This window comes from Bacillus sp. VT 712, from assembly GCF_001614195.1.
GTDB lineage: Bacteria > Bacillota > Bacilli > Bacillales > Bacillaceae_H > Priestia > Priestia flexa.
The window spans coordinates 1-17,541 of record NZ_LWBK01000033.1; the positions used below are offsets into that span (position 1 = coordinate 1).

Below are 17,541 nucleotides of genomic sequence, written 5' to 3' on the forward strand. Positions count from 1 at the left end.
AGACAAAAGAGACAACGATCATTTGCTCATTAAGGGACAGCTTCCCCTTTAATTTTTCGAAGCCAGATATGTGCTGGCTTCCACAAAGCAGCCCTTAAATAACGGCTAATTTGCAGGAGTTTTCGCTTACTTTTTGTTTCGAGCTGCACGAGTACATGCAGACAAAAGACGATAAGTGCGATCAACACTTGGTTGTGAATCGCCCATTCACTTTGTCCGTAAAACTTTTTGATGCGGAGATGCTGTTTAATCCATTTGAAAAACAACTCAATTGCCCAGCGCGATTTGTACATCTCAGACATTTCTTCGGCACTCAAATCAAAGCGATTCGTGATTAAATGGAGCTCATTTCCTTTTGAATCCATAACTTTTAGTAGACGGAAATAATTTTCTGCTCGATTTTGCGTCGTGCCAATCAACACCATTTGATCTGATAAAACGGTCGTATCGTTTGGCAGTTTGAAGTCGTAAACTTCCCGTATGACGGCGTTTTTCCGCAGCCTTGAAAGAAAAAAGTAGCCATCATCTGTCATGCGGTCAAATCGCTCGTAATCGAGGTAGCCACGGTCAAACACGTACATGCATTCTTTGTCATCGATCATGACTTCAAGTTGACCGCGATCATGTTCTTTTGCCGTTGTCACAACGGCTTTTTCAGGATACGATGTCCCTTTTTCCATAAAGACAAGACGTAGATGTAATTTCACACCTGCTTTTGTTTTGCGGAACGTTGCCCATCTATGATTGGTCAAATTGAATGGTAATGTACTTGAATCAAGGATTTTTAACGGCATCACGAGTTTCGTGTAGTGCGTTTTGGCATGAATTTGTGTCACTAAATCCAGGAAAAGCCGTTGAAAGAGATCTGGATTCATGCCATTTAACCGGCGTGACAGCTGAGAAATACTGATGGAATCAAGGTCGATCCCTTTTTGAAGCTGTTCTTCGAAAAGACAATCTGTAAGTGCGTGCAGACTTTCAATTTCTTGCAGCTGTGCAAAAAGGAGTAATTTAAAGAACGATTCCGTCGTTAATTTTTTCGTATAGTAGTCTAATTTCATCGTTTTCACGTTTTCTTCAAATAATTGAAGATTGATGGGTGAAAACCATTGTCCAAATGAAGTTTTTGGTGTAATCTTGTTCATACGTGGGTCCTTTTTAATGGATTTGGACGGGTGACCACCTGACTTTATCCATTATAAAGGACTTTTTCTTTACGCAAAACGAGATTATTGAAGACTTTGAGTGTTTTTAAAACTGAAATTATTTTAATGCAACACTAGTGAAAAGGAATATATCCCTCATAATGTTATTGGCATACAATTTGTCGAATCAGTTGAAAGGATAGAATACCTTAACGACTTAATTCTTTAAAAAAATAAGAGGCAAAAGTCCAATGCTTTAATGGTTTATCGTTATAATGACAGAGAGTTTGAATTGGAACGGGTTTGTGCATATTGCTTTGCCCCAGAAGGACTGCAGGAAGCAAGAAAAGCTATTTGTAAACAAGATGAGTCTGGGTGCTGGTATATGTGTTTCGAGGAAGATTATTTACCCTTTAACAGTAGAAAAGAAGGAGGTAGTGATTATGGATTTAAAAAACCAAATGGTGGAGTTCATGAATCAAGTTTCTAACGGCAATATAGAAATTTACAATGAGTTTAGCATCCAGTTTGAATTGGCGATATTCTTGAGAGCAAATCTTCCAAAAGAGTATAAAATACAATTGGAAAGGAATATCAATTACTTTGGATTAAGAAAAGAGGTTCTTCTTAAAAAGGAAATGGATATTGTAGTTTTCAATCATTTTACCAATGAAAAGCACTGTATTGAGATAAAATATCCAACGAATGGACAGTATCCAGAGCAAATGTTTTCAATTTGTAAGGATATTAAGTTCCTCGAACAACTTGTTGATTCAAATTTTTCTACAGCGTATTGTTTGGTGGTTGTAAATGACCCATTATTTTATAACAATAAGGGGGATGACGGAATTTATCGTCTTTTTAGAAAGGAAAAACTTCTAAGGGGTTCAATACAGAAACCAACAGGAAAGAAGGATATTGTTTATCAACTAAATAATGAATACAAAATTGAGTGGATAGGTACAAGTGGTACTCAAAAATACTTTATTGCAAAAGTTGAGAGAAAGTAATATTCTATATCTTTTTACACTAGTGTTGCATAAATATTGTCGCAATTTTCAGTCTGATTATCCTCCTTGTTTAGAGCCAAAAAGGTAAATACCTATTCAAAGGTGGCTCCATCCATTTGGGTTTTTTTTACAATTAGACTTGTGCGACAACAACAATTTGCTTATTAAGGGATGGCTTTCCCTTCAATCTTTCGAAGCCAGATATGGGCTGGTTTCCACAATGCAGCCCTTAAATAACGGCTAATTTGTAAGGTTTTTCGCTTACTTCTTGTTTCAAGTTGTACGAGAACATGTAGGCAAAAAACAATCAGTGCGATAAACACTTGGTTTTGAATCGCCCATTCACTTTGACCGTAGAACTTTTTGATGCTGAGATGCTGTTTGATCCATTTAAAGAACAACTCAATTGCCCACCGTGATTTGTACATCTCTGAAATTTCTTCGGCACTCAAATCAAAACGATTGGTAATTAAATGCAGTTCATTTCCTTTTGAATCCATCACTTTTAGAAGACGAAAGTAATTTTCAGCACGGTTTTGAGTCGTACTAATCAACACCATTTGATCTGACAAAACAGCTGAATTCTCGGGTAGTTTAAAATTATAAACTTCCCGTATGACTGCGTTTTTCCGTAGCCTTGAAAGAAAAAAGTAACCATCATCTGTCATTCGGTCAAAGCGCTCGTAATCTAGGTAGCCACGGTCAAACACATACATGCATTCTTTATCATCAACCATGATTTCAAGCTGACCACGATCATGTTCTTTTGCCGTTGTTAAAACAGCCTTTTCAGGATAGGAACTCCCTTTTTCCATAAACACAAGTCTCAAATGCAACTTGACACCCGCTTTTGTTTTGCGGAACTTTGCCCATTTATGATTGGTCAAATTAAGTGGCAATGTGCTTGAATCAATGATTTTTAACGGCATAATAAGCTTTGTATAATGTGTTTTTGCATGAATTTGTGCGACTAAATCAAGGAAAAGCCTTTGAAATAAATCTGGATTTATACCGTTTAATCGGCGTGAGAGCTGAGAAATACTGATTGAATCAAGATCAATGCCTTTTTGTAGTTGGTCGTCGAAAAGACAATCGCTTAGCTCATGCAAACTTTCGACTTCTTGTAGCTGTGCAAAAAGGAGTAATTTTAGAAACGAGTCTGTTTTTAGATTTTTCGTATAGTAATCTACTTTCAACGTTTTCACGGTTTCTTCAAAAAGTTGAAGATTTATTGGTGAAAACCATTGTCCAAATGAAGTTTTTCGTGTAATCTTGTCCATGAGTTGGTCCTTTTTTAGTGGATTTGGACGGGTTACCACCTGACTTATCCATTATAAAGGGCTTTTTCTTTGCACAAAATAATAAAATTGAACATTTTGAGTATTTTTAATAGTGAAAATAAATTAATGCAACACTAGTGATAATTTATGTAATAAAAAAGAAATATTTGGATAAATATGTTATGATGTTAATAAACAAATGAGTACTAACTAAAGAAATGTTTCCAGCATGTTAGGTGCGAGTATCAAGCTCACATAAACTACCTGGGACATTCGTACCTTATTATGAAGCAAATTCGGTTAAGATAGTTCATTTTTTGAAAGAATGTACAATCTTTTAACAGTTTTTTAGCTATTTTCTTAAGAATTAATGTGGTTTTTAACATATTTTGGTTGAAAGTCGCTGTCGCATCCTATATGGATGCGTGGGTTGAAATACAATAGTTCTTAACATGGGGGGGCAAGACTCTTAATGGCTCAGGTTTTTTGTCGAGAAAATGGGTGTGGGAACTCTGTTTCATCTCACTTATTGAAATTCACGTGATTGGAACGTGTGCGTGTGGACAGCCCAAAAAGATGAGAATCGTAATGGTTCATTGTTTAGAAGTCATTATTTTGTTATTTCCCACAATCGCTTTAAGTTATTCATAATCAAAAAGCTACGGCCAAATACTTTTAGATCATGTACGTAGAGTGGTGGCGTATTCACCTTGTTTTGTATGATAAATAAAAGCTTAGGCATAAGCGGATTTCTTATGTCTATCTTTTCTTAAAACGATTGCCTGTATTCAAATAAATGAGCGCAAACACAATTGATACGACAAACACTATGATACCAATAACTAATAGCAGCTGGTTGGCGAGCACTTCGCTTAAACCTACCAGCAAAATCCCAAGCGAAATGGCATACATGATCTTGCCCATAAATTTACAGAGAGCCACCTCATCGTATTCCGCTTTTTTCTCAGCGGGTAAGGTATTATAGCCGGCGATCAAAAAACCGCCTTTTCCTTTTGAAAGAACAAACGCGAGAATAAGAAAAGGAATCAAAATAATAAAAGGAACAATCGCTTCTCCGATAAGAATTCCTCCTTTTTAGGGTTTCTAGACTATACGACGAGCGAATTGAAAGGTTTCATATATTTGAAAAAAAACAACTTGTCTGAGCAGATAGCATGGGCTAATAAAGAAAACGCTTACATAACTATGTAGTATATCCTAAAAAAGAGGGGTGTTTGTTATGTTAGGTTTTCTTCAAAAAATCGGTAAATCGTTAATGCTTCCGATTGCGATTATGCCTGCTGCTGCGCTTTTGCTCCGGTTGGGTCAAGATGACTTCTTAGGTATACCGTTTATATCGGCAGCGGGTGACGCTGTTTTCGGGCATTTAGCTCTTTTGTTTGCAATAGGAGTTGCGATTGGATTTTCAAGAGATGGCAGCGGAGCCGCTGCGTTAGCAGGTGCTGTCGGGTACTTTGTACTGACAGAAGGAGCGGCTGCTATTAATGAAGAGATTAATATGGGCGTGCTTGGAGGAATTATCGCTGGGGTCATTGCCGGGCTTTTATATAACCGCTATCATACTATTAAATTACCAGACTGGCTTGGCTTCTTTGGTGGAAAACGTTTTGTGCCAATTGTCACATCGCTTGTGATGCTTGTGTTGGCTTTTGTGTTTGGGTATGTTTGGATCTTTGTTCAGCACTTTATCGATAATATTGGTGAGTGGATTATCGGAGCTGGAGCAGCGGGAGTCGGAGTATTTGGGTTCTTAAATCGTATGCTAATTCCGCTTGGCTTGCATCATATTTTAAATACGCTCGTTTGGTTTGAGTTTGGTGAGTTTACAAACGCTGCGGGTGAAGTTATAAAAGGAGACCTATGGCGCTTTTTAGCAAAAGATCCTTCTGCGGGAATGTTTATGACGGGCTTTTTCCCTATCATGATGTTTGGCCTTCCAGCAGCTGCATTTGCCATGGTTGCCGCTGCGAAAAAAGAGCGTCGAAAAGCGATGATGGGTGTATTTGCAGGTTTAGCACTTACCTCGTTTTTAACAGGGATTACGGAGCCAATTGAATTTTTATTTATGTTTTTATCGCCGGTGTTATACGTGATTCACGCTATTTTAACCGGTTCTGCTATGTCGATTACGTACCTGCTTGATATTCATCACGGCTTTGGATTTTCAGCGGGAGCCATCGACTACTTCTTAAATTTTGGAATTGCACAGAAACCGCTGCTTTTAGCCGGTGTTGGCCTCATTTATGCGCTGCTGTACTTTATGATTTTCTACTATTTAATTATTAAGCTTGATCTAAAAACACCGGGGCGTGAAGATGAAGTAGAAGGAGAATTTGAAGAAAGCGGAGCGTTAACAGGTAGTTACGGTGACCTTGCGAAAGCTTACGCAGAAGCACTTGGCGGAAGAGGAAACTTACTTGAAGTGGATAATTGTGTGACGCGCCTTCGTTTAAAAGTCAAAGATACGAGTATCATAAATGAAGTTGAGCTAAAAAGGTTGGGAGCGAAAGGTGTACTAAAGCTAAGTGGCCAAGACCTTCAAATAGTTGTCGGCACAGACGTTGAGTTTTTAGCCAATGAGTTGAAAAAGATGTAAAGAGAAGGAGCTACTCGTAAGGAGTAGCTCCTTTTTTTACTATTTATGCTAAAATAGTAAAATATAACATTTCGATAAGGAGAGATGTCATGAATTCAAATCTCCAAACGTCTAAACCAGTAAAAGTCGTAGTGAAAAAGAAGCTAACGATTAGAAGCGTTCTAAATCTGTACGGGATTTTTGCTATTGCTGGAATGCTCCTTTCAATCTTCACAACGTTAGTGTCACTGAATGAAAATATGGAGCTTTACTTAAAAACAGAAGAAATGCTGAAAGGGAAAAAGTTAAAAGAGTTTTTAGCCTTTATTTTTGGTTCAGCGGTAGTTTATTTTTCACTGGTGAATATATATTATTACTTCTTAGAAAAGAAACATAAAAGCTCTTCTTAAAAAAGAAGAGCCTTCTTTAAGTATAAGTCAAAGAGACTGCATATTTTTACTTATGATATGATCGAAAAAAAGGTAGTATAAGGGGCTGATACAGTGGGAAGTAAAGAAGATAATAAGCAACTATTAAAAAGGAAGCTGTATCCTGCGATGTTAGGCGGGATTGTAGGAGATGGACTGGAAGTACCGGTAGAATTCAAAAATCGAGCTTTATTTAAGGTTACTGAAATGACAGGGTATGGTACATATAATCAACCTCCTGGGACGTGGTCTGATGATACGTCATTAACGATGTGTTTAGTTGAAAATATACTAGAAAATGAAGATGAAGTAGGGTTGATGCACAAGTTTGCCCATTATCGTGATAATGGATACTGGACCCCATACGGCAAAATGTTTGATATCGGCATTGCAACAAATGAAGCAATTTATCGCTATAAGCAAAGACTACCACTTGAAGAATGGGGAGGAAGTTCTGAGTACGACAATGGAAACGGAGCGCTCATGCGAATTGCGCCTTTATTTTTTACGCTCATTCAAGAAAAAAGTGTGAAAAAACGAATTGGTGAGATTAAACGTATAGCCGAAGTGACTCACCGTCATCCGCGATCGACCTTGGGATGTATTTTATATCTAGAGTTTATGAACGCACTTTACAATGATAAGACACCGCTTGAAGCGAATCGGATGCTAAGTGAGTTTTGCCAAGAACACATAGTGGGAACAGTGTATGAGAACGAAATTCAGCATTATGCAAGGCTGCTTGAATCAGATCTTGTTCATTTACACCGAGGTGACATCAAGTCAGATGGCTATGTGGTGCATTCGTTAGAAGCGGCGGTGTGGTGTTTGCTACATGCTGATGACTATGCTGATGCAGTATTAATGGCTGTAAACCTTGGCAATGATACCGATACGGTTGCTCTTTTAACAGGAGTTTTTGCAGGTATGTATTATGAAATGCATGGCATACCAACAAAGTGGATTGAACAGCTAGCAGGTAAAAAGAAGATACTGGACACTCTTGATCACTTTTACCTTCATTGTGCAGAGTGAAGAAGTCCAAGCTTATAAATTAATAGAGCTCTTTCTATTAAAAGAAAGAATTTTTTTATGGATTAGCACCATTAATAGAAAGAATATTCAGATTTATATCATGTGAGTATCATACATATCTCACATCGACTACTCCTAAGAAATGGTACCATAAAGCTATCAGTAAAATGACTAATTAGGGAAAGGTTGAATGATTATGACACTAAAGAAGTGGATTTTTAATCGTTTAAAATTAAAAAAAGTCGCCCCCGTTTTAATTTTTTCATGCGTATCGCTTATTGGCTTTTCTGGAGGGAATATCTCATCAGCTGAAATGAAACACGAGACTACAATTGAAAGAAAGCTTGCTAAGCTTGAGAATAAGTACGACGCTAAGCTTGGTGTCTATGCGCTGGATACAGGTACAAATAAAACAATTGCTTACCGTCCTAATGAACGCTTTGCTTATACGTCTACTCACAAAGCTTTAGCCGTTGGGGTGTTGCTGCAGAAAAACTCCATTAAAGACCTTGATAAACGAATTACATATACGCGAGATGATTTAGTGAACTATAACCCCGTTACAGAAAAATATGTTGATGCAGGAATGACGCTGAAAGAGCTATCTGATGCATCGCTTCGCTATAGTGATAATACAGCAGGAAACCTTATTCTTGAAGAGATAGGTGGACCGATAGGATTTAAAAAAGCTCTTAGAGAACTAGGAGATAATGTAACGAATCCTGTACGAATGGAGCCGGAGCTTAATGACGTACCGCCAGGCGAAATCGCTGATACGAGTACGGCGAAAGCGCTAGCTACGAGTCTTCAAGCTTTTACTTTAGGAGATGCACTTCCTGTTGAAAAACGTGAGCTTTTAATTGACTGGATGAAGCGAAATACTACAGGAGATGCATTGATTCGTTCAGGAGTACCAAAGAATTGGGAAGTAGCGGACAAAACAGGGGCAGGATTATATGGAACGCGTAATGACATTGCCGTCATTTGGCCAAAGAAAGGTGATCCTATTGTTCTTGCAGTGCTTTCAAGTCGTAATGAAAAAGATGCTTCGTATGACGACAAGCTTATTGCAGAAGCAACAAAAGAAGTAGTGAAAGCGCTGAAAGGTAAAAGCCATTAATTTAATAAGTTTTAATAATTCATAAAAAGATAACTTAAAAATGGTACTATGTTTTTATAGTGCCATTTTTATTAGAAGCAAGATAAATAGTTAGGGGAATACAAGATGAATAGTAAAAAATTAGGTAGCTTTCATGTAACTGATCTTCAGCTTATCATCTCAGATCCGTGTTATCCAATTGAGTGTGCGGTAGACGACAGCGACGATTTTGCATGGCGATTAGAACCTGCTAAAAGGGGTGAGTGGACCGCAACAGTTTTCTATGAAGATGATTTTACGATAAGTAAATTAGTAGCTACGCACACTGATTTTAAAATGACTGATAATTGGATTGACATTGGAAAAGAAGTTGGAGTAGATTCAGCCACGGCAGGAATATTTGATGCATCCGTTTATGGAAGAGACGACGCAATTACATATGAAGTGGAAAATGTGCATGAGATTAATATGGATGAAGAAGGTCTTACGTATTATGTAGCTTGCTGCGATGCAGTCGCATCTTCTGAATATGAAGCTGGTATCGTCCCTGGTGGAGTTGTGTCGATGGCTGGAATAGGTGATGGTTACTATCCAGCTTACGTTCAATATGATAATCAAAAAATAGCCGCAGTATTATTAGATTTTTGGTTTGATGAAGAAGAGGAATAAAAACAAACTGCTTTTATATAAAAGTGTTAACATTTATAAAGGTAATCTTCAAGTGCGCTCTCTTGTGAGAACGCACTTTTGTATTTGGAAGGCCTATTTTCTGCTTTCATTAATCTTGAAATAAAATCCAAATTCAATCTAGACAGCTATATCACATTATGATATATTTTATTTAGTTATATCGTAATGTGATATAGCTTGAAGTGATATAAGAGGTGAGGATTTGGGAAAAACAGAGCAGTTAACAGATTCAATGTTTTACATAATGGCAGCTTTAACAAAGCCAAGGCACGGCTATGCTATTATGAATTTAATCGAAGAAACATCAAAGGGCACAATTACAATAGGGCCCGCTTCCATGTATACCATTATTAAAAAGCTGTTAGACAAAGAATGGATTTACTTATACGATGCTTCGGATTCAAGACGTAAAACGTATTTCCTTACCGATGCAGGAAGAACTGTGCTTAGAGAAGATGTAACCCTTAGAAAAATGATGATTGAGCTAGCTGAAATGGGATTGGGGGAGGATGAAGAATGAAACAAACCAAGTACATCACGTCAGGTGGCCTTGCTTTTGCTGAAGAGAAGGATATGAAAAAATTACGCCGATTTTCTTTAAAAGGATGGCACGTTACTGGTTTTAAATTTTTGGGGTACACGCTTGAAAAAGGAGAAAGCTCAGACTATATCTACAGCGTAGACTACCGATCCCTTGAAGTAGGAGAAGAAGATGAATACTTTGATGTTTTTGCATCCGCCGGGTGGTCTCACGTAACTTCAGAAGGAGATATTCATTTGTTTCGAGCAGAATCTGGTACAAAAGCAATTTATAGCGACTCTGAGACGTTAGTTGAAAAATATAAAAGCTTGTCTAATTCCATGGGGTATATCGCGATTTCATTAGTAGTAATCACAGCGCTTGCGTGGTTGGGAACGATGATGAGCTCTGGAGTTTTACATTCGCTGCTGACTGTGATTGGTATCGTGCTAACAGTTGTTGCCTTTCCAGCAACTTTGACTGCCATCGCATCCTATAATAATAAATGGAAAGTGGAGGAAAAGAAGGGTTTAGTTGCTTTGTTGAAAATTATACCAGCTGCTCTTGTCATAATGGCAGTTCTTGTCTTGGTATTCGGTGATTATGACTCAGCTCGTCTGCTAGCCTATATGATTATTGGAGGAACTGTCTTTCCAGCAGTGATCTGGCTGATTATGTCTTTATTTCATAAAGTGAGAAACGAAGCTTAAATGAATAGCTCAAACAGAGAAAAGCGATTAGACTCTTTAGTTTCTAATCGCTTTTTCTTGTCATTCAAGTTTACTAGAAAAAGTGAATAATTGAATAGTAGTGAATGCTTATTGTAGCTCTTTAATCCTCTTCGTCAGTTCCACAAACTTCAAATCCAACTCTGCATAACCCTTATGATTTGGTGTAAGAAAACTTAGTTTCCCAAGTACTTCCTGGCGCTCCGTTTCAAGCGTTAAGCGGAGCTTTTCTTTGTCATCGATGGTGCTTGGCGTATCGCCTGATGTTTGTATCTGCTTTTTAATTCGTTCATTATCAATAACCAGCTGCACGGTAGTTACCTTTTCAACGAAATAGTGGTCATGAGAAACGACTAGCAGCGTTCCTTTGTACTGCGCTAGCGTTTTTTCGAGCTGTTCTCGAGAAGGTAAGTCAAGGTGATTGGTGGGTTCATCTAAAATCAGCACGTCTTTTTCGTCTAGAATGTACTTCATCAGCTTACATTTCACGCGCTCACCCATACTCATGTTGGCAATTGGCTCGTTCCACTGTGACGCGACAAAGCCTAAATGCTTCATTAAGTTTTGAACATGCCCTCGAGCTTCAAATGTTTCTCGATGAAAAAGCTCCTTTGGGGTTTGGTCAAGCGGAAGGTCAAATACTTCTTGCGTTAAGTACCCAATTTGAGCAGAAGGGGAAATCCATAGTTCGCCTTTTGTCGGCGCTTCGTTCTCCATTATCATTTGTAAAAGCGTCGTTTTCCCGCTGCCGTTAGGGCCTATAATCGCTACTTTCTCACCGTGCTGAATCGTGAAGTTTGCTTCTTTAAATAAGACACGGTCTATAAATGATTTTTCCAGCTCTTTTACTTCTAAAAAGCGGTTGCCGTGCTTATGGGTTGAGGTAAATGAAAATTGAACCTGATACTCCTCAGCGGGAGCTTCTGTTTTAAACTTTTCCAGCTCTTTTTCAAGACGCTTTTGTTTTGACTTCACCTGTGAATCTAAACGCTTGGCTTTGACGCGGTGATATTCTTTAAAACCTTCTTCTTTTGTTGATCGTGCATGACCTGACTGTGACCAAGCGGTAAGTTGCTTCATTTGTTTGTTGATACGCTCTTTCATTTTTTGTTGCTTTTCGTATTCTCGCTGCTGGGTAAGGCGAGCTTGTTCACGGTGTTTCATATAGTCGCTGTAGTTTCCGCTGTGCGCAATAACTTTTTGATTCTCAATAGACCAGATTTTTGTTGCGACCTGATCTAAAAAATAGCGGTCATGGGAAACCAAAAGGATCGTTCCTCGGTATTTCTTTATCTCTTTGATTAAAAGCGCCGTGCTGTCCGCATCTAGATGATTTGTTGGTTCATCTAACAATAAAAGGTCAGAGTAGTTCGCTAAACCTCTTGCAAGGCGGGCTTTCAATTTTTCTCCACCGCTCAGCCGCTGAAAGTTGCCGGTTGGCACGTTCCATTTCCTTAAAAGCGTTTCTTCTGATGATGACACGTCTTCAAATAAGTAGGAGCTTGCTTCTTGCTCGACCATAGAAATGGAAAGGTTGGGCTGAAAGTGCTGAATTTTTCCATCTGTTGGATTCATATCTCCAGTTAGTAAGCGAAGCAAGGTGGATTTGCCGGCACCGTTTTTACCGATAATACCTATAATGTCACCTTGCTGGATACTTACATTTACATCTTTAAACAGCGTGTATTCATCTAACTCAAGCTTCAATTTTTGTAATTGTAGTAGTTCTAACATCGAATCATCCCTTCGGTACAGGGAGAATAAAAAAATCCTCCCAATTTCATTGGAAGGATTAGTCGAGTCCGCATTATTGTCCCGCATAAAGAAGCCTATAAGCAGAGCGCTTGTAGGGATGGTTGAAAAATGGGCAGACTAATCCTAAGTTTTTAAGACTTGAAATTATGAAATTTCAAATGTAAAAAATTAGGTTAGTTATCCATTGTTCATCCATCATTCCTCTCGTATTTATTAGTGAAAATTGTAGCATGCTTACATACAATGAGCAACCCTATTTAGAAAATAAAGCCTTTTTCAAGATTTGTTACGTCCCGTTAGGATATTTATGGTAAAATAAATTCAATTTTATAGGAGGTGCAAGGAATGAATCACAATCAAGCATCTCTCAATTCTTCATCTGCTAAGCTGAAGATGATTGTATCCATGGTTATTTTTGGTTCAATCGGCTTTTTCTCAGAGCGGTCTAATTTACAGTCAGTGGAGCTTGTTTTTGTTAGATGCATGTGCGCGACGCTATTTTTAAGCACTTGTTGGGTGTTAACTGGAAAGTATAAAGAAGAAAAGTGGAGTAAAAAAGATATTTTTCAAACGTTAGTGTGTGGCGTGTTTCTTGTGTTAAACTGGGTATTTTTATTTAAAGCATTTGAACAAACGTCCGTTACGGTTGCTATTTCAATCTATCATTTGGCACCGGTGTTTGTTTTGCTTTTAGGAGCTATCCTTTATAAAGAAAAGTTAACCCTTATATCGGTGATGTCGCTGGGGATTTGTTTTATCGGTACTCTTTTGGTTTCAGGGATTAATGCTGGTACATCAATGAGCGATTTACTTTCTTCAGGGGTGGTTTGGGGGCTTTTGGCTGCGTTCTTTTATGCATTCACTGCGCTAGCAGGTAAAGGGATTAGAGAGCTAAGTCCTTATGCAACAACGTTTTTACAAACCCTGGTTGGAATCTTTATGCTGATTCCGCTCGTTAGCTTTCACTCTTTTTCTGAGCTATCTTCTATTAACTGGATAGTTGTAGCTACAACAGGCATCATACATACTGGTATCGTCTATTTGCTGTTTTTTGATAGTTTACGATTTTTATCGTCAAACGTCATTTCGGTTCTCGTGTTTTTAGATCCAGCGGTAGCTATTCTACTAGATACGCTTCTAACAGGCTTTAGACCAGATATTTTACAGAGTGTTGGCATTGTCCTTATTTTCGGAGGCATGGGGTTAACGATGATGAAAACGAAAAAGAAACCAGACTATTCATATCGTGAAGGAGAGAGTGTGAAATGATTGATCTTAAAATTAGACCCGTACATCCAAATGACGCAGAGGCTGTTCATGAAATTAGAATTCAGCCGTCCGTTGCGCGCCATACGTTAGCGGTACCTTCAGAGCGTGTGAAGACACCGAGCGAATTTATGAACAGTATGAATCATGATACGCATTTAATGGTGGCAGAGATTGAGGATAAAGTGGTTGGGATGGCTGGTCTTCATGTTAAACCAGCAAAGCAACGTCATATTGCTGTAGTGGGTATCTCTATTCATGCAGACTATCACGGAAAAGGTGTCGGCAGTGCTCTTATGGATTCACTACTGGACATTGCAGACAACTATTTAGGGCTGATCCGCTTAGAATTAGAGGTGAGTGTCTCAAATAAAAAAGCAATGAAGCTCTACGAGAAAAAAGGGTTTCAAGTAGAGGGGCAACTAAAAAAAGCGCATTTCTATGCAGGTGAATATCATGATGTGTTCATAATGGGAAGGGTGAAGTGAGAGGATTAGGTTGGGAAAGTTTGTAGAAAAAGGTTTTATATATGGTCTTGCTTTAGGCTTTTGTATAGGTGTGTTTTTTGTACCTTATAAAGAGGTATTGGACTCAGGAGAAGGATTCATTGAAATGTCACACATGGAACTTATTGACATTTTCGTGGTTTAATGCGAATCTGTGCTGCTAGTGGTCTTAGCGGAGCTGGAATTGGTTATTACTTATATGTTGATAAAATGAAGCACTCTAAGTAGTGGAGTGTTGTGCCGAGATTGAGACATAAGTAGTTCAGCCCCTACTATACCTGAACAATTGAGAGTTCACAACTTTTAATCGTTCAGGCTTTTTGTTGATTGGGAAAAACCAGTTTGGAAACAGGGTGGAAAGGAGCGTAGAAAACTCGACTCCTCCCCGCGGAAAGCGTGTGGCGTAGCGCAATGGAACGAACGTGTTCAGACAAACTAAAGAGATGGGAACAGCTATTGTTCGTTTTTTTGAAGCAATCATTTTGTTATGTCCCAAACTCATTTTTTATTAATTAATTAAGACCCTTATACTGCTATTTTCCTAACGAGGAATTTTTCCAATAATTTTAAAATGTATAATTATTTTCACTTTCTTTTATTGAAGCTATCGGAAAATTTGATTATAATGAGGTGTGTAAATTTTTCCATTATTTGAATAAGCTGATACTTATACCTGTTTCTTTGAAAAACTAGGTCAGCCATCCTTTACTGGTTATAAAGCGTTTATTCCTGTGAGAAAAATAGAGAAGTAAGATGATATAAAGGGGATTATAAATGAAGAAAGTACTGCTTGTAGCTTTTGTTTTTATATGTATAGTGGGCTGTTCACTTGGTGGGAAAACAGAAGTGGAAGGACAAGCTGTTTTCTCTGATGAAGGAAAAGAGTGGAGTGCTGAATACATATATGACCACAAGCTTTATCAAGAGCGCAAAACAAATTGGGTAACGCTAGAGCCAAAAGAGATTCAGCTAACGCCAGAACAATTGAAATACATTACGGTTGAAATTCAAACGAGTGATGGTGATACGGTAACGGGAAACGTAAAAGCTATGATGAATAAATTGGACGATAACGCTGTTTCTTTTTTAGTTGGTACGCTTAATGATCGAACATGTAAAGAAGATGTATTTAAAATGAAGATTATCTATAAAAATGAGGAAGAAGTACTGAATTTAAAGATGGCAGAGGATGAGTAAAGAGAAGGCTTGTTGAAATGTTATAAAAATAATAAAAACATTTCGAAATCGACTAATACGTAGTATGATGATGGATGTACATACAGCGTGAAAGAGGTATAGAGATGGTTTTATTAGGAACGCTTGCAAATGGATTAGGCATTATTGTTGGAACGCTTTTAGGGAGCTTATGTCGGAACATTCCTGAAAGCATGAAAACTACCGTCATGCAGGCAATCGGATTAGCAATTGCGGTATTAGGAATTCAGATGGGCATGAAAAGCGAGCAATTTTTACTCGTGATTTTAAGCCTTGTTATTGGTACAGTAGCTGGTGAAGCGTTGAAGCTAGAAGAGAAGCTTTCGTCAATTGGCTCTTGGATTGAAAGCAAGGTAGGAAGCGGTCAAGGAAGTGTTGCTGAAGGCTTTGTAACGGCAACATTAATCTTCGTTGTGGGAGCAATGGCCATTATCGGTGCTCTTGATAGTGGTATTCGCGGCAATCATGACGTGTTGTATACAAAAGCCGTAATGGACGGATTTATCTCGCTGTTACTAAGTACAACGCTTGGGATTGGCGTTATTTTCTCAGCCATAGCTGTTGTTTTATATCAGGGATTAATAGCTGTTTTTGCTGCACAGATTGATCGATTAGTTCCAGATGCACTGATGGATCAGCTTATTATCGAAATGACGGCAACCGGTGGCATTATGATTCTAGCAATCGGCTTAAATTTAATTGGAATTACCAAAGTCAAGGTGGCCAATTTGCTGCCGGCAATCGTTGTTGCTATTTTATTAGTGACGGGAATATATGCTTGGATGTAGTAGACCTTTTATCAGAAGGTCTACTTTTTTGCTGGAAAATATGGATGAAAAGCTCGTTCTGTTGTGATCACTATATAAAATACGCGTACGGGGAGCAGTGAGGTGCTTTAAGTAATCCGTTTGAAAAAATCAGAAAATCTAAAAAAGAGGTAAGTTAGAAGCATTGCTATCGTAGATTAAGTAACAAAGGATAGAAAAAGGAGGAAAAGCTTTGTACTTTCCGTCTAAAAAAGATTGGTGGTTGTCGTATCTAATTTGGGGCATAAGTATTGCGGTTTTAGTAGATGGAATTTTTGTGATGGGATGGGGGATTTTTATGGTTCCGTTTATTCAAGATCATTACTTCATCCGACTAGCTGTTTTAGCGTTTTTTGCAGCTTTCTTGCTTTCGATTTGGTTTCGCACAGGGTATTACCTCACAGGCCAAACGTTAACTATTTATTATGGGCCTTTTAAGAAAAAAATAAATGTAAAGGAAATTCGCAGTATTTGCTTTGTCAAAATACCGTTTATTGCGCCCGCACTTTCGACTCAACAAATTCAAATCAAGTACAGCAAGCGTAAAACGATACGGATTTCACCTCGTGATCCAGAGGTCTTTGTTCAGTTTCTAAAAGTAAGAGCCACGTTTACGATAAAAGCTTAAAAGAGGCGTAGTAAGCTTTATTAGCTTAGCACGCCTCTTTTTTAATGCAGACATTTTCGAATACCTCCGTATTCTATCAGCGGCTTTGACACATAGCCGTCTGCTTCGAGTAAATAAATAATTGTTGCAGTGACGTATGGTACGTGAGCAGGATGAAGATCTAAATATTTTGAGAGCTGCAAGGAAGTAACGTCTCCTTTAAAGATATCGTGTCGGTTCACACAGACAAACGGGTACACATGCTTTACGATTTGCTTAGCGGTTTCTAACATCAACAAATCAATCAGGCCTCCTAATTGTATTTTAATATAAAGATATTCAGGAGTTTGTGTATTGATGACACGTATTTTTATAAGATAACGCTTACAATTGTTGGTTTTTAATTTATATGAAGATAATAAAAGAAAAAAGTAACCTGTTGAATAACTTCTTATACAGAAGCTATTCAGCAGGTTACTGCAAATGTTTCTTGCTCCAATCCCCCATGCTTTTGCATATGCTACTGGTGAAGAAGGTATTACTAAGCTACTAGCTGGAAAGAAAGGTCTTATCATTAATACCCACGGAACACCAAGCGCTGTTTATGATGAGATAGGCATGACGGCTGGATTAAAAATCACGTCAGATGTAGGGGTTTTTGATTTTACAAGAATTGAGCCTGTTGATCATTTATTATTCGGAAGTATCGGCTATTTAGATAAGGAAGGCTACAAAAAAATCTTTACTCAAATTAATGAGACGATTGATCGTCACTTCTCATAATTGTAAGTTAAGCACTAGAACCAACAGGGTTTTGGTGCTTTTTCTATTATTTGCTTTTTTTTAATGCGTATA

The 17,541-nt window shown here is 38.0% G+C and carries 19 protein-coding genes and 1 pseudogene; 15 read left to right on the plus strand and 5 right to left on the minus strand.

Features of this window, described 5'->3' with window-relative positions; genetic code table 11:
• Positions 1-29: 29 nt before the first annotated feature.
• Positions 30-1,145, minus strand: a complete 1,116-nt coding sequence (locus tag A2U94_RS14810; RefSeq protein ID WP_062954686.1) for an IS4 family transposase — start codon at positions 1,143-1,145, stop codon at positions 30-32.
• Positions 1,146-1,588: 443 nt separating this feature from the next.
• Here A2U94_RS14810 and A2U94_RS14815 point away from each other — a divergent pair, with 443 nt between their 5' ends.
• Positions 1,589-2,155, plus strand: a complete 567-nt coding sequence (locus A2U94_RS14815; protein WP_064484050.1) for a hypothetical protein — start codon at positions 1,589-1,591, stop codon at positions 2,153-2,155.
• A gap of 164 nt (positions 2,156-2,319) precedes the next feature.
• Here the strand turns inward: A2U94_RS14815 and A2U94_RS14820 are convergent, their stop codons facing one another.
• Positions 2,320-3,435 carry an IS4 family transposase gene (locus A2U94_RS14820; protein ID WP_062954689.1) on the minus strand — a complete coding sequence of 372 codons (1,116 nt, stop codon included), beginning with the start codon at positions 3,433-3,435 and terminating at the stop codon, positions 2,320-2,322.
• 759 nt (positions 3,436-4,194) lie between these two features.
• The gene (locus tag A2U94_RS14825; protein WP_224840234.1) at positions 4,195-4,485 is read right to left on the minus strand and encodes a DUF3784 domain-containing protein; all 291 of its coding nucleotides are present in this window, start codon (positions 4,483-4,485) and stop codon (positions 4,195-4,197) included.
• A gap of 190 nt (positions 4,486-4,675) precedes the next feature.
• On the opposite strand from A2U94_RS14825, the gene nagE reads away from it, so the two are divergent.
• From nagE to A2U94_RS14860, 7 genes are all read left to right on the plus strand, one after another.
• Positions 4,676-6,052: an N-acetylglucosamine-specific PTS transporter subunit IIBC gene (gene nagE / locus A2U94_RS14830; protein WP_025908019.1), complete on the plus strand. Its 1,377-nt coding sequence runs from the start codon at positions 4,676-4,678 to the stop codon at positions 6,050-6,052.
• Between the two features lie 89 nt (positions 6,053-6,141).
• The gene (locus tag A2U94_RS14835; protein ID WP_025908018.1) at positions 6,142-6,441 is read left to right on the plus strand and encodes a hypothetical protein; all 300 of its coding nucleotides are present in this window, start codon (positions 6,142-6,144) and stop codon (positions 6,439-6,441) included.
• 93 nt (positions 6,442-6,534) lie between these two features.
• A complete protein-coding gene (locus A2U94_RS14840; protein WP_353611595.1) occupies positions 6,535-7,494 on the plus strand; it encodes an ADP-ribosylglycohydrolase family protein in 960 nt (319 codons plus the stop codon).
• 196 nt (positions 7,495-7,690) lie between these two features.
• Entirely contained in the window at positions 7,691-8,614 is a 924-nt protein-coding gene (gene bla, locus A2U94_RS14845; protein ID WP_064484051.1) for a class A beta-lactamase, read from the plus strand.
• A 105-nt stretch (positions 8,615-8,719) separates the two neighbouring features.
• Positions 8,720-9,262 (plus strand): DUF4241 domain-containing protein, encoded by a 543-nt coding sequence (locus tag A2U94_RS14850; RefSeq protein ID WP_062954691.1) that lies wholly within the window; start codon positions 8,720-8,722, stop codon positions 9,260-9,262.
• A gap of 223 nt (positions 9,263-9,485) precedes the next feature.
• The gene (locus A2U94_RS14855) at positions 9,486-9,803 is read left to right on the plus strand and encodes a PadR family transcriptional regulator (protein WP_138116936.1); all 318 of its coding nucleotides are present in this window, start codon (positions 9,486-9,488) and stop codon (positions 9,801-9,803) included.
• The gene (locus A2U94_RS14860; protein WP_062954692.1) at positions 9,800-10,513 is read left to right on the plus strand and encodes a DUF2812 domain-containing protein; all 714 of its coding nucleotides are present in this window, start codon (positions 9,800-9,802) and stop codon (positions 10,511-10,513) included. Before A2U94_RS14855 ends, A2U94_RS14860 begins: the two co-directional genes overlap by 4 nt.
• 108 nt (positions 10,514-10,621) lie before the next feature.
• Here the strand turns inward: A2U94_RS14860 and abc-f are convergent, their stop codons facing one another.
• Positions 10,622-12,265: a ribosomal protection-like ABC-F family protein gene (abc-f, locus tag A2U94_RS14865; protein ID WP_061786604.1), complete on the minus strand. Its 1,644-nt coding sequence runs from the start codon at positions 12,263-12,265 to the stop codon at positions 10,622-10,624.
• Between the two features lie 366 nt (positions 12,266-12,631).
• Between abc-f and A2U94_RS14870 the strand changes: the two genes are divergently transcribed.
• The 6 genes from A2U94_RS14870 (at position 12,632) to A2U94_RS14890 (ending at position 16,707) form a co-directional block, all read left to right on the plus strand.
• Complete coding sequence (locus A2U94_RS14870; RefSeq protein ID WP_062954694.1) at positions 12,632-13,555, plus strand: DMT family transporter; 924 nt, start codon at positions 12,632-12,634, stop codon at positions 13,553-13,555.
• Positions 13,552-14,040 carry a GNAT family N-acetyltransferase gene (locus A2U94_RS14875; RefSeq protein WP_062954696.1) on the plus strand — a complete coding sequence of 163 codons (489 nt, stop codon included), beginning with the start codon at positions 13,552-13,554 and terminating at the stop codon, positions 14,038-14,040. The genes A2U94_RS14870 and A2U94_RS14875 overlap by 4 nt, the downstream gene beginning before the upstream one ends.
• A gap of 10 nt (positions 14,041-14,050) precedes the next feature.
• Complete coding sequence (locus A2U94_RS21240; RefSeq protein ID WP_156413504.1) at positions 14,051-14,203, plus strand: hypothetical protein; 153 nt, start codon at positions 14,051-14,053, stop codon at positions 14,201-14,203.
• Between the two features lie 629 nt (positions 14,204-14,832).
• On the plus strand, positions 14,833-15,255 hold the full coding sequence (locus A2U94_RS14880) for a hypothetical protein (RefSeq protein WP_025908009.1): 423 nt from the start codon (positions 14,833-14,835) through the stop codon (positions 15,253-15,255).
• Positions 15,256-15,359: 104 nt separating this feature from the next.
• Positions 15,360-16,061, plus strand: coding sequence for a DUF554 domain-containing protein (locus A2U94_RS14885; protein WP_025908008.1), 702 nt, complete (start codon positions 15,360-15,362; stop codon positions 16,059-16,061).
• Positions 16,062-16,272: 211 nt separating this feature from the next.
• Positions 16,273-16,707, plus strand: a complete 435-nt coding sequence (locus tag A2U94_RS14890) for a PH domain-containing protein (RefSeq protein ID WP_025908007.1) — start codon at positions 16,273-16,275, stop codon at positions 16,705-16,707.
• Positions 16,708-16,748: 41 nt separating this feature from the next.
• On the opposite strand, the gene A2U94_RS14895 is transcribed toward A2U94_RS14890, so the two are convergent.
• Complete coding sequence (locus tag A2U94_RS14895; protein ID WP_224840247.1) at positions 16,749-16,979, minus strand: hypothetical protein; 231 nt, start codon at positions 16,977-16,979, stop codon at positions 16,749-16,751.
• A 211-nt stretch (positions 16,980-17,190) separates the two neighbouring features.
• On the opposite strand from A2U94_RS14895, the pseudogene A2U94_RS14900 reads away from it, so the two are divergent.
• Positions 17,191-17,469, plus strand: a pseudogene (locus A2U94_RS14900) (NAD(P)H-dependent oxidoreductase); the annotation flags it as partial.
• Between the last annotated feature and the right edge of the window lie 72 nt (positions 17,470-17,541).

Coding starts and splice junctions, on each gene's coding strand:
- A2U94_RS14880 (WP_025908009.1), top strand. CDS start 14,833: ATGAAGAAAGTACTGCTTGTAGCTTTTGTTTTTATATGTATAGTGGGC.
- A2U94_RS14870 (WP_062954694.1), top strand. CDS start 12,632: ATGAATCACAATCAAGCATCTCTCAATTCTTCATCTGCTAAGCTGAAG.
- A2U94_RS14885 (WP_025908008.1), top strand. CDS start 15,360: ATGGTTTTATTAGGAACGCTTGCAAATGGATTAGGCATTATTGTTGGA.
- abc-f (WP_061786604.1), bottom strand. CDS start 12,265: ATGTTAGAACTACTACAATTACAAAAATTGAAGCTTGAGTTAGATGAA.
- A2U94_RS14875 (WP_062954696.1), top strand. CDS start 13,552: ATGATTGATCTTAAAATTAGACCCGTACATCCAAATGACGCAGAGGCT.
- A2U94_RS14820 (WP_062954689.1), bottom strand. CDS start 3,435: ATGGACAAGATTACACGAAAAACTTCATTTGGACAATGGTTTTCACCA.
- A2U94_RS14895 (WP_224840247.1), bottom strand. CDS start 16,979: ATGTTAGAAACCGCTAAGCAAATCGTAAAGCATGTGTACCCGTTTGTC.
- A2U94_RS14810 (WP_062954686.1), bottom strand. CDS start 1,145: ATGAACAAGATTACACCAAAAACTTCATTTGGACAATGGTTTTCACCC.
- A2U94_RS14860 (WP_062954692.1), top strand. CDS start 9,800: ATGAAACAAACCAAGTACATCACGTCAGGTGGCCTTGCTTTTGCTGAA.
- A2U94_RS14835 (WP_025908018.1), top strand. CDS start 6,142: ATGAATTCAAATCTCCAAACGTCTAAACCAGTAAAAGTCGTAGTGAAA.
- A2U94_RS14850 (WP_062954691.1), top strand. CDS start 8,720: ATGAATAGTAAAAAATTAGGTAGCTTTCATGTAACTGATCTTCAGCTT.
- nagE (WP_025908019.1), top strand. CDS start 4,676: ATGTTAGGTTTTCTTCAAAAAATCGGTAAATCGTTAATGCTTCCGATT.
- A2U94_RS14815 (WP_064484050.1), top strand. CDS start 1,589: ATGGATTTAAAAAACCAAATGGTGGAGTTCATGAATCAAGTTTCTAAC.
- bla (WP_064484051.1), top strand. CDS start 7,691: ATGACACTAAAGAAGTGGATTTTTAATCGTTTAAAATTAAAAAAAGTC.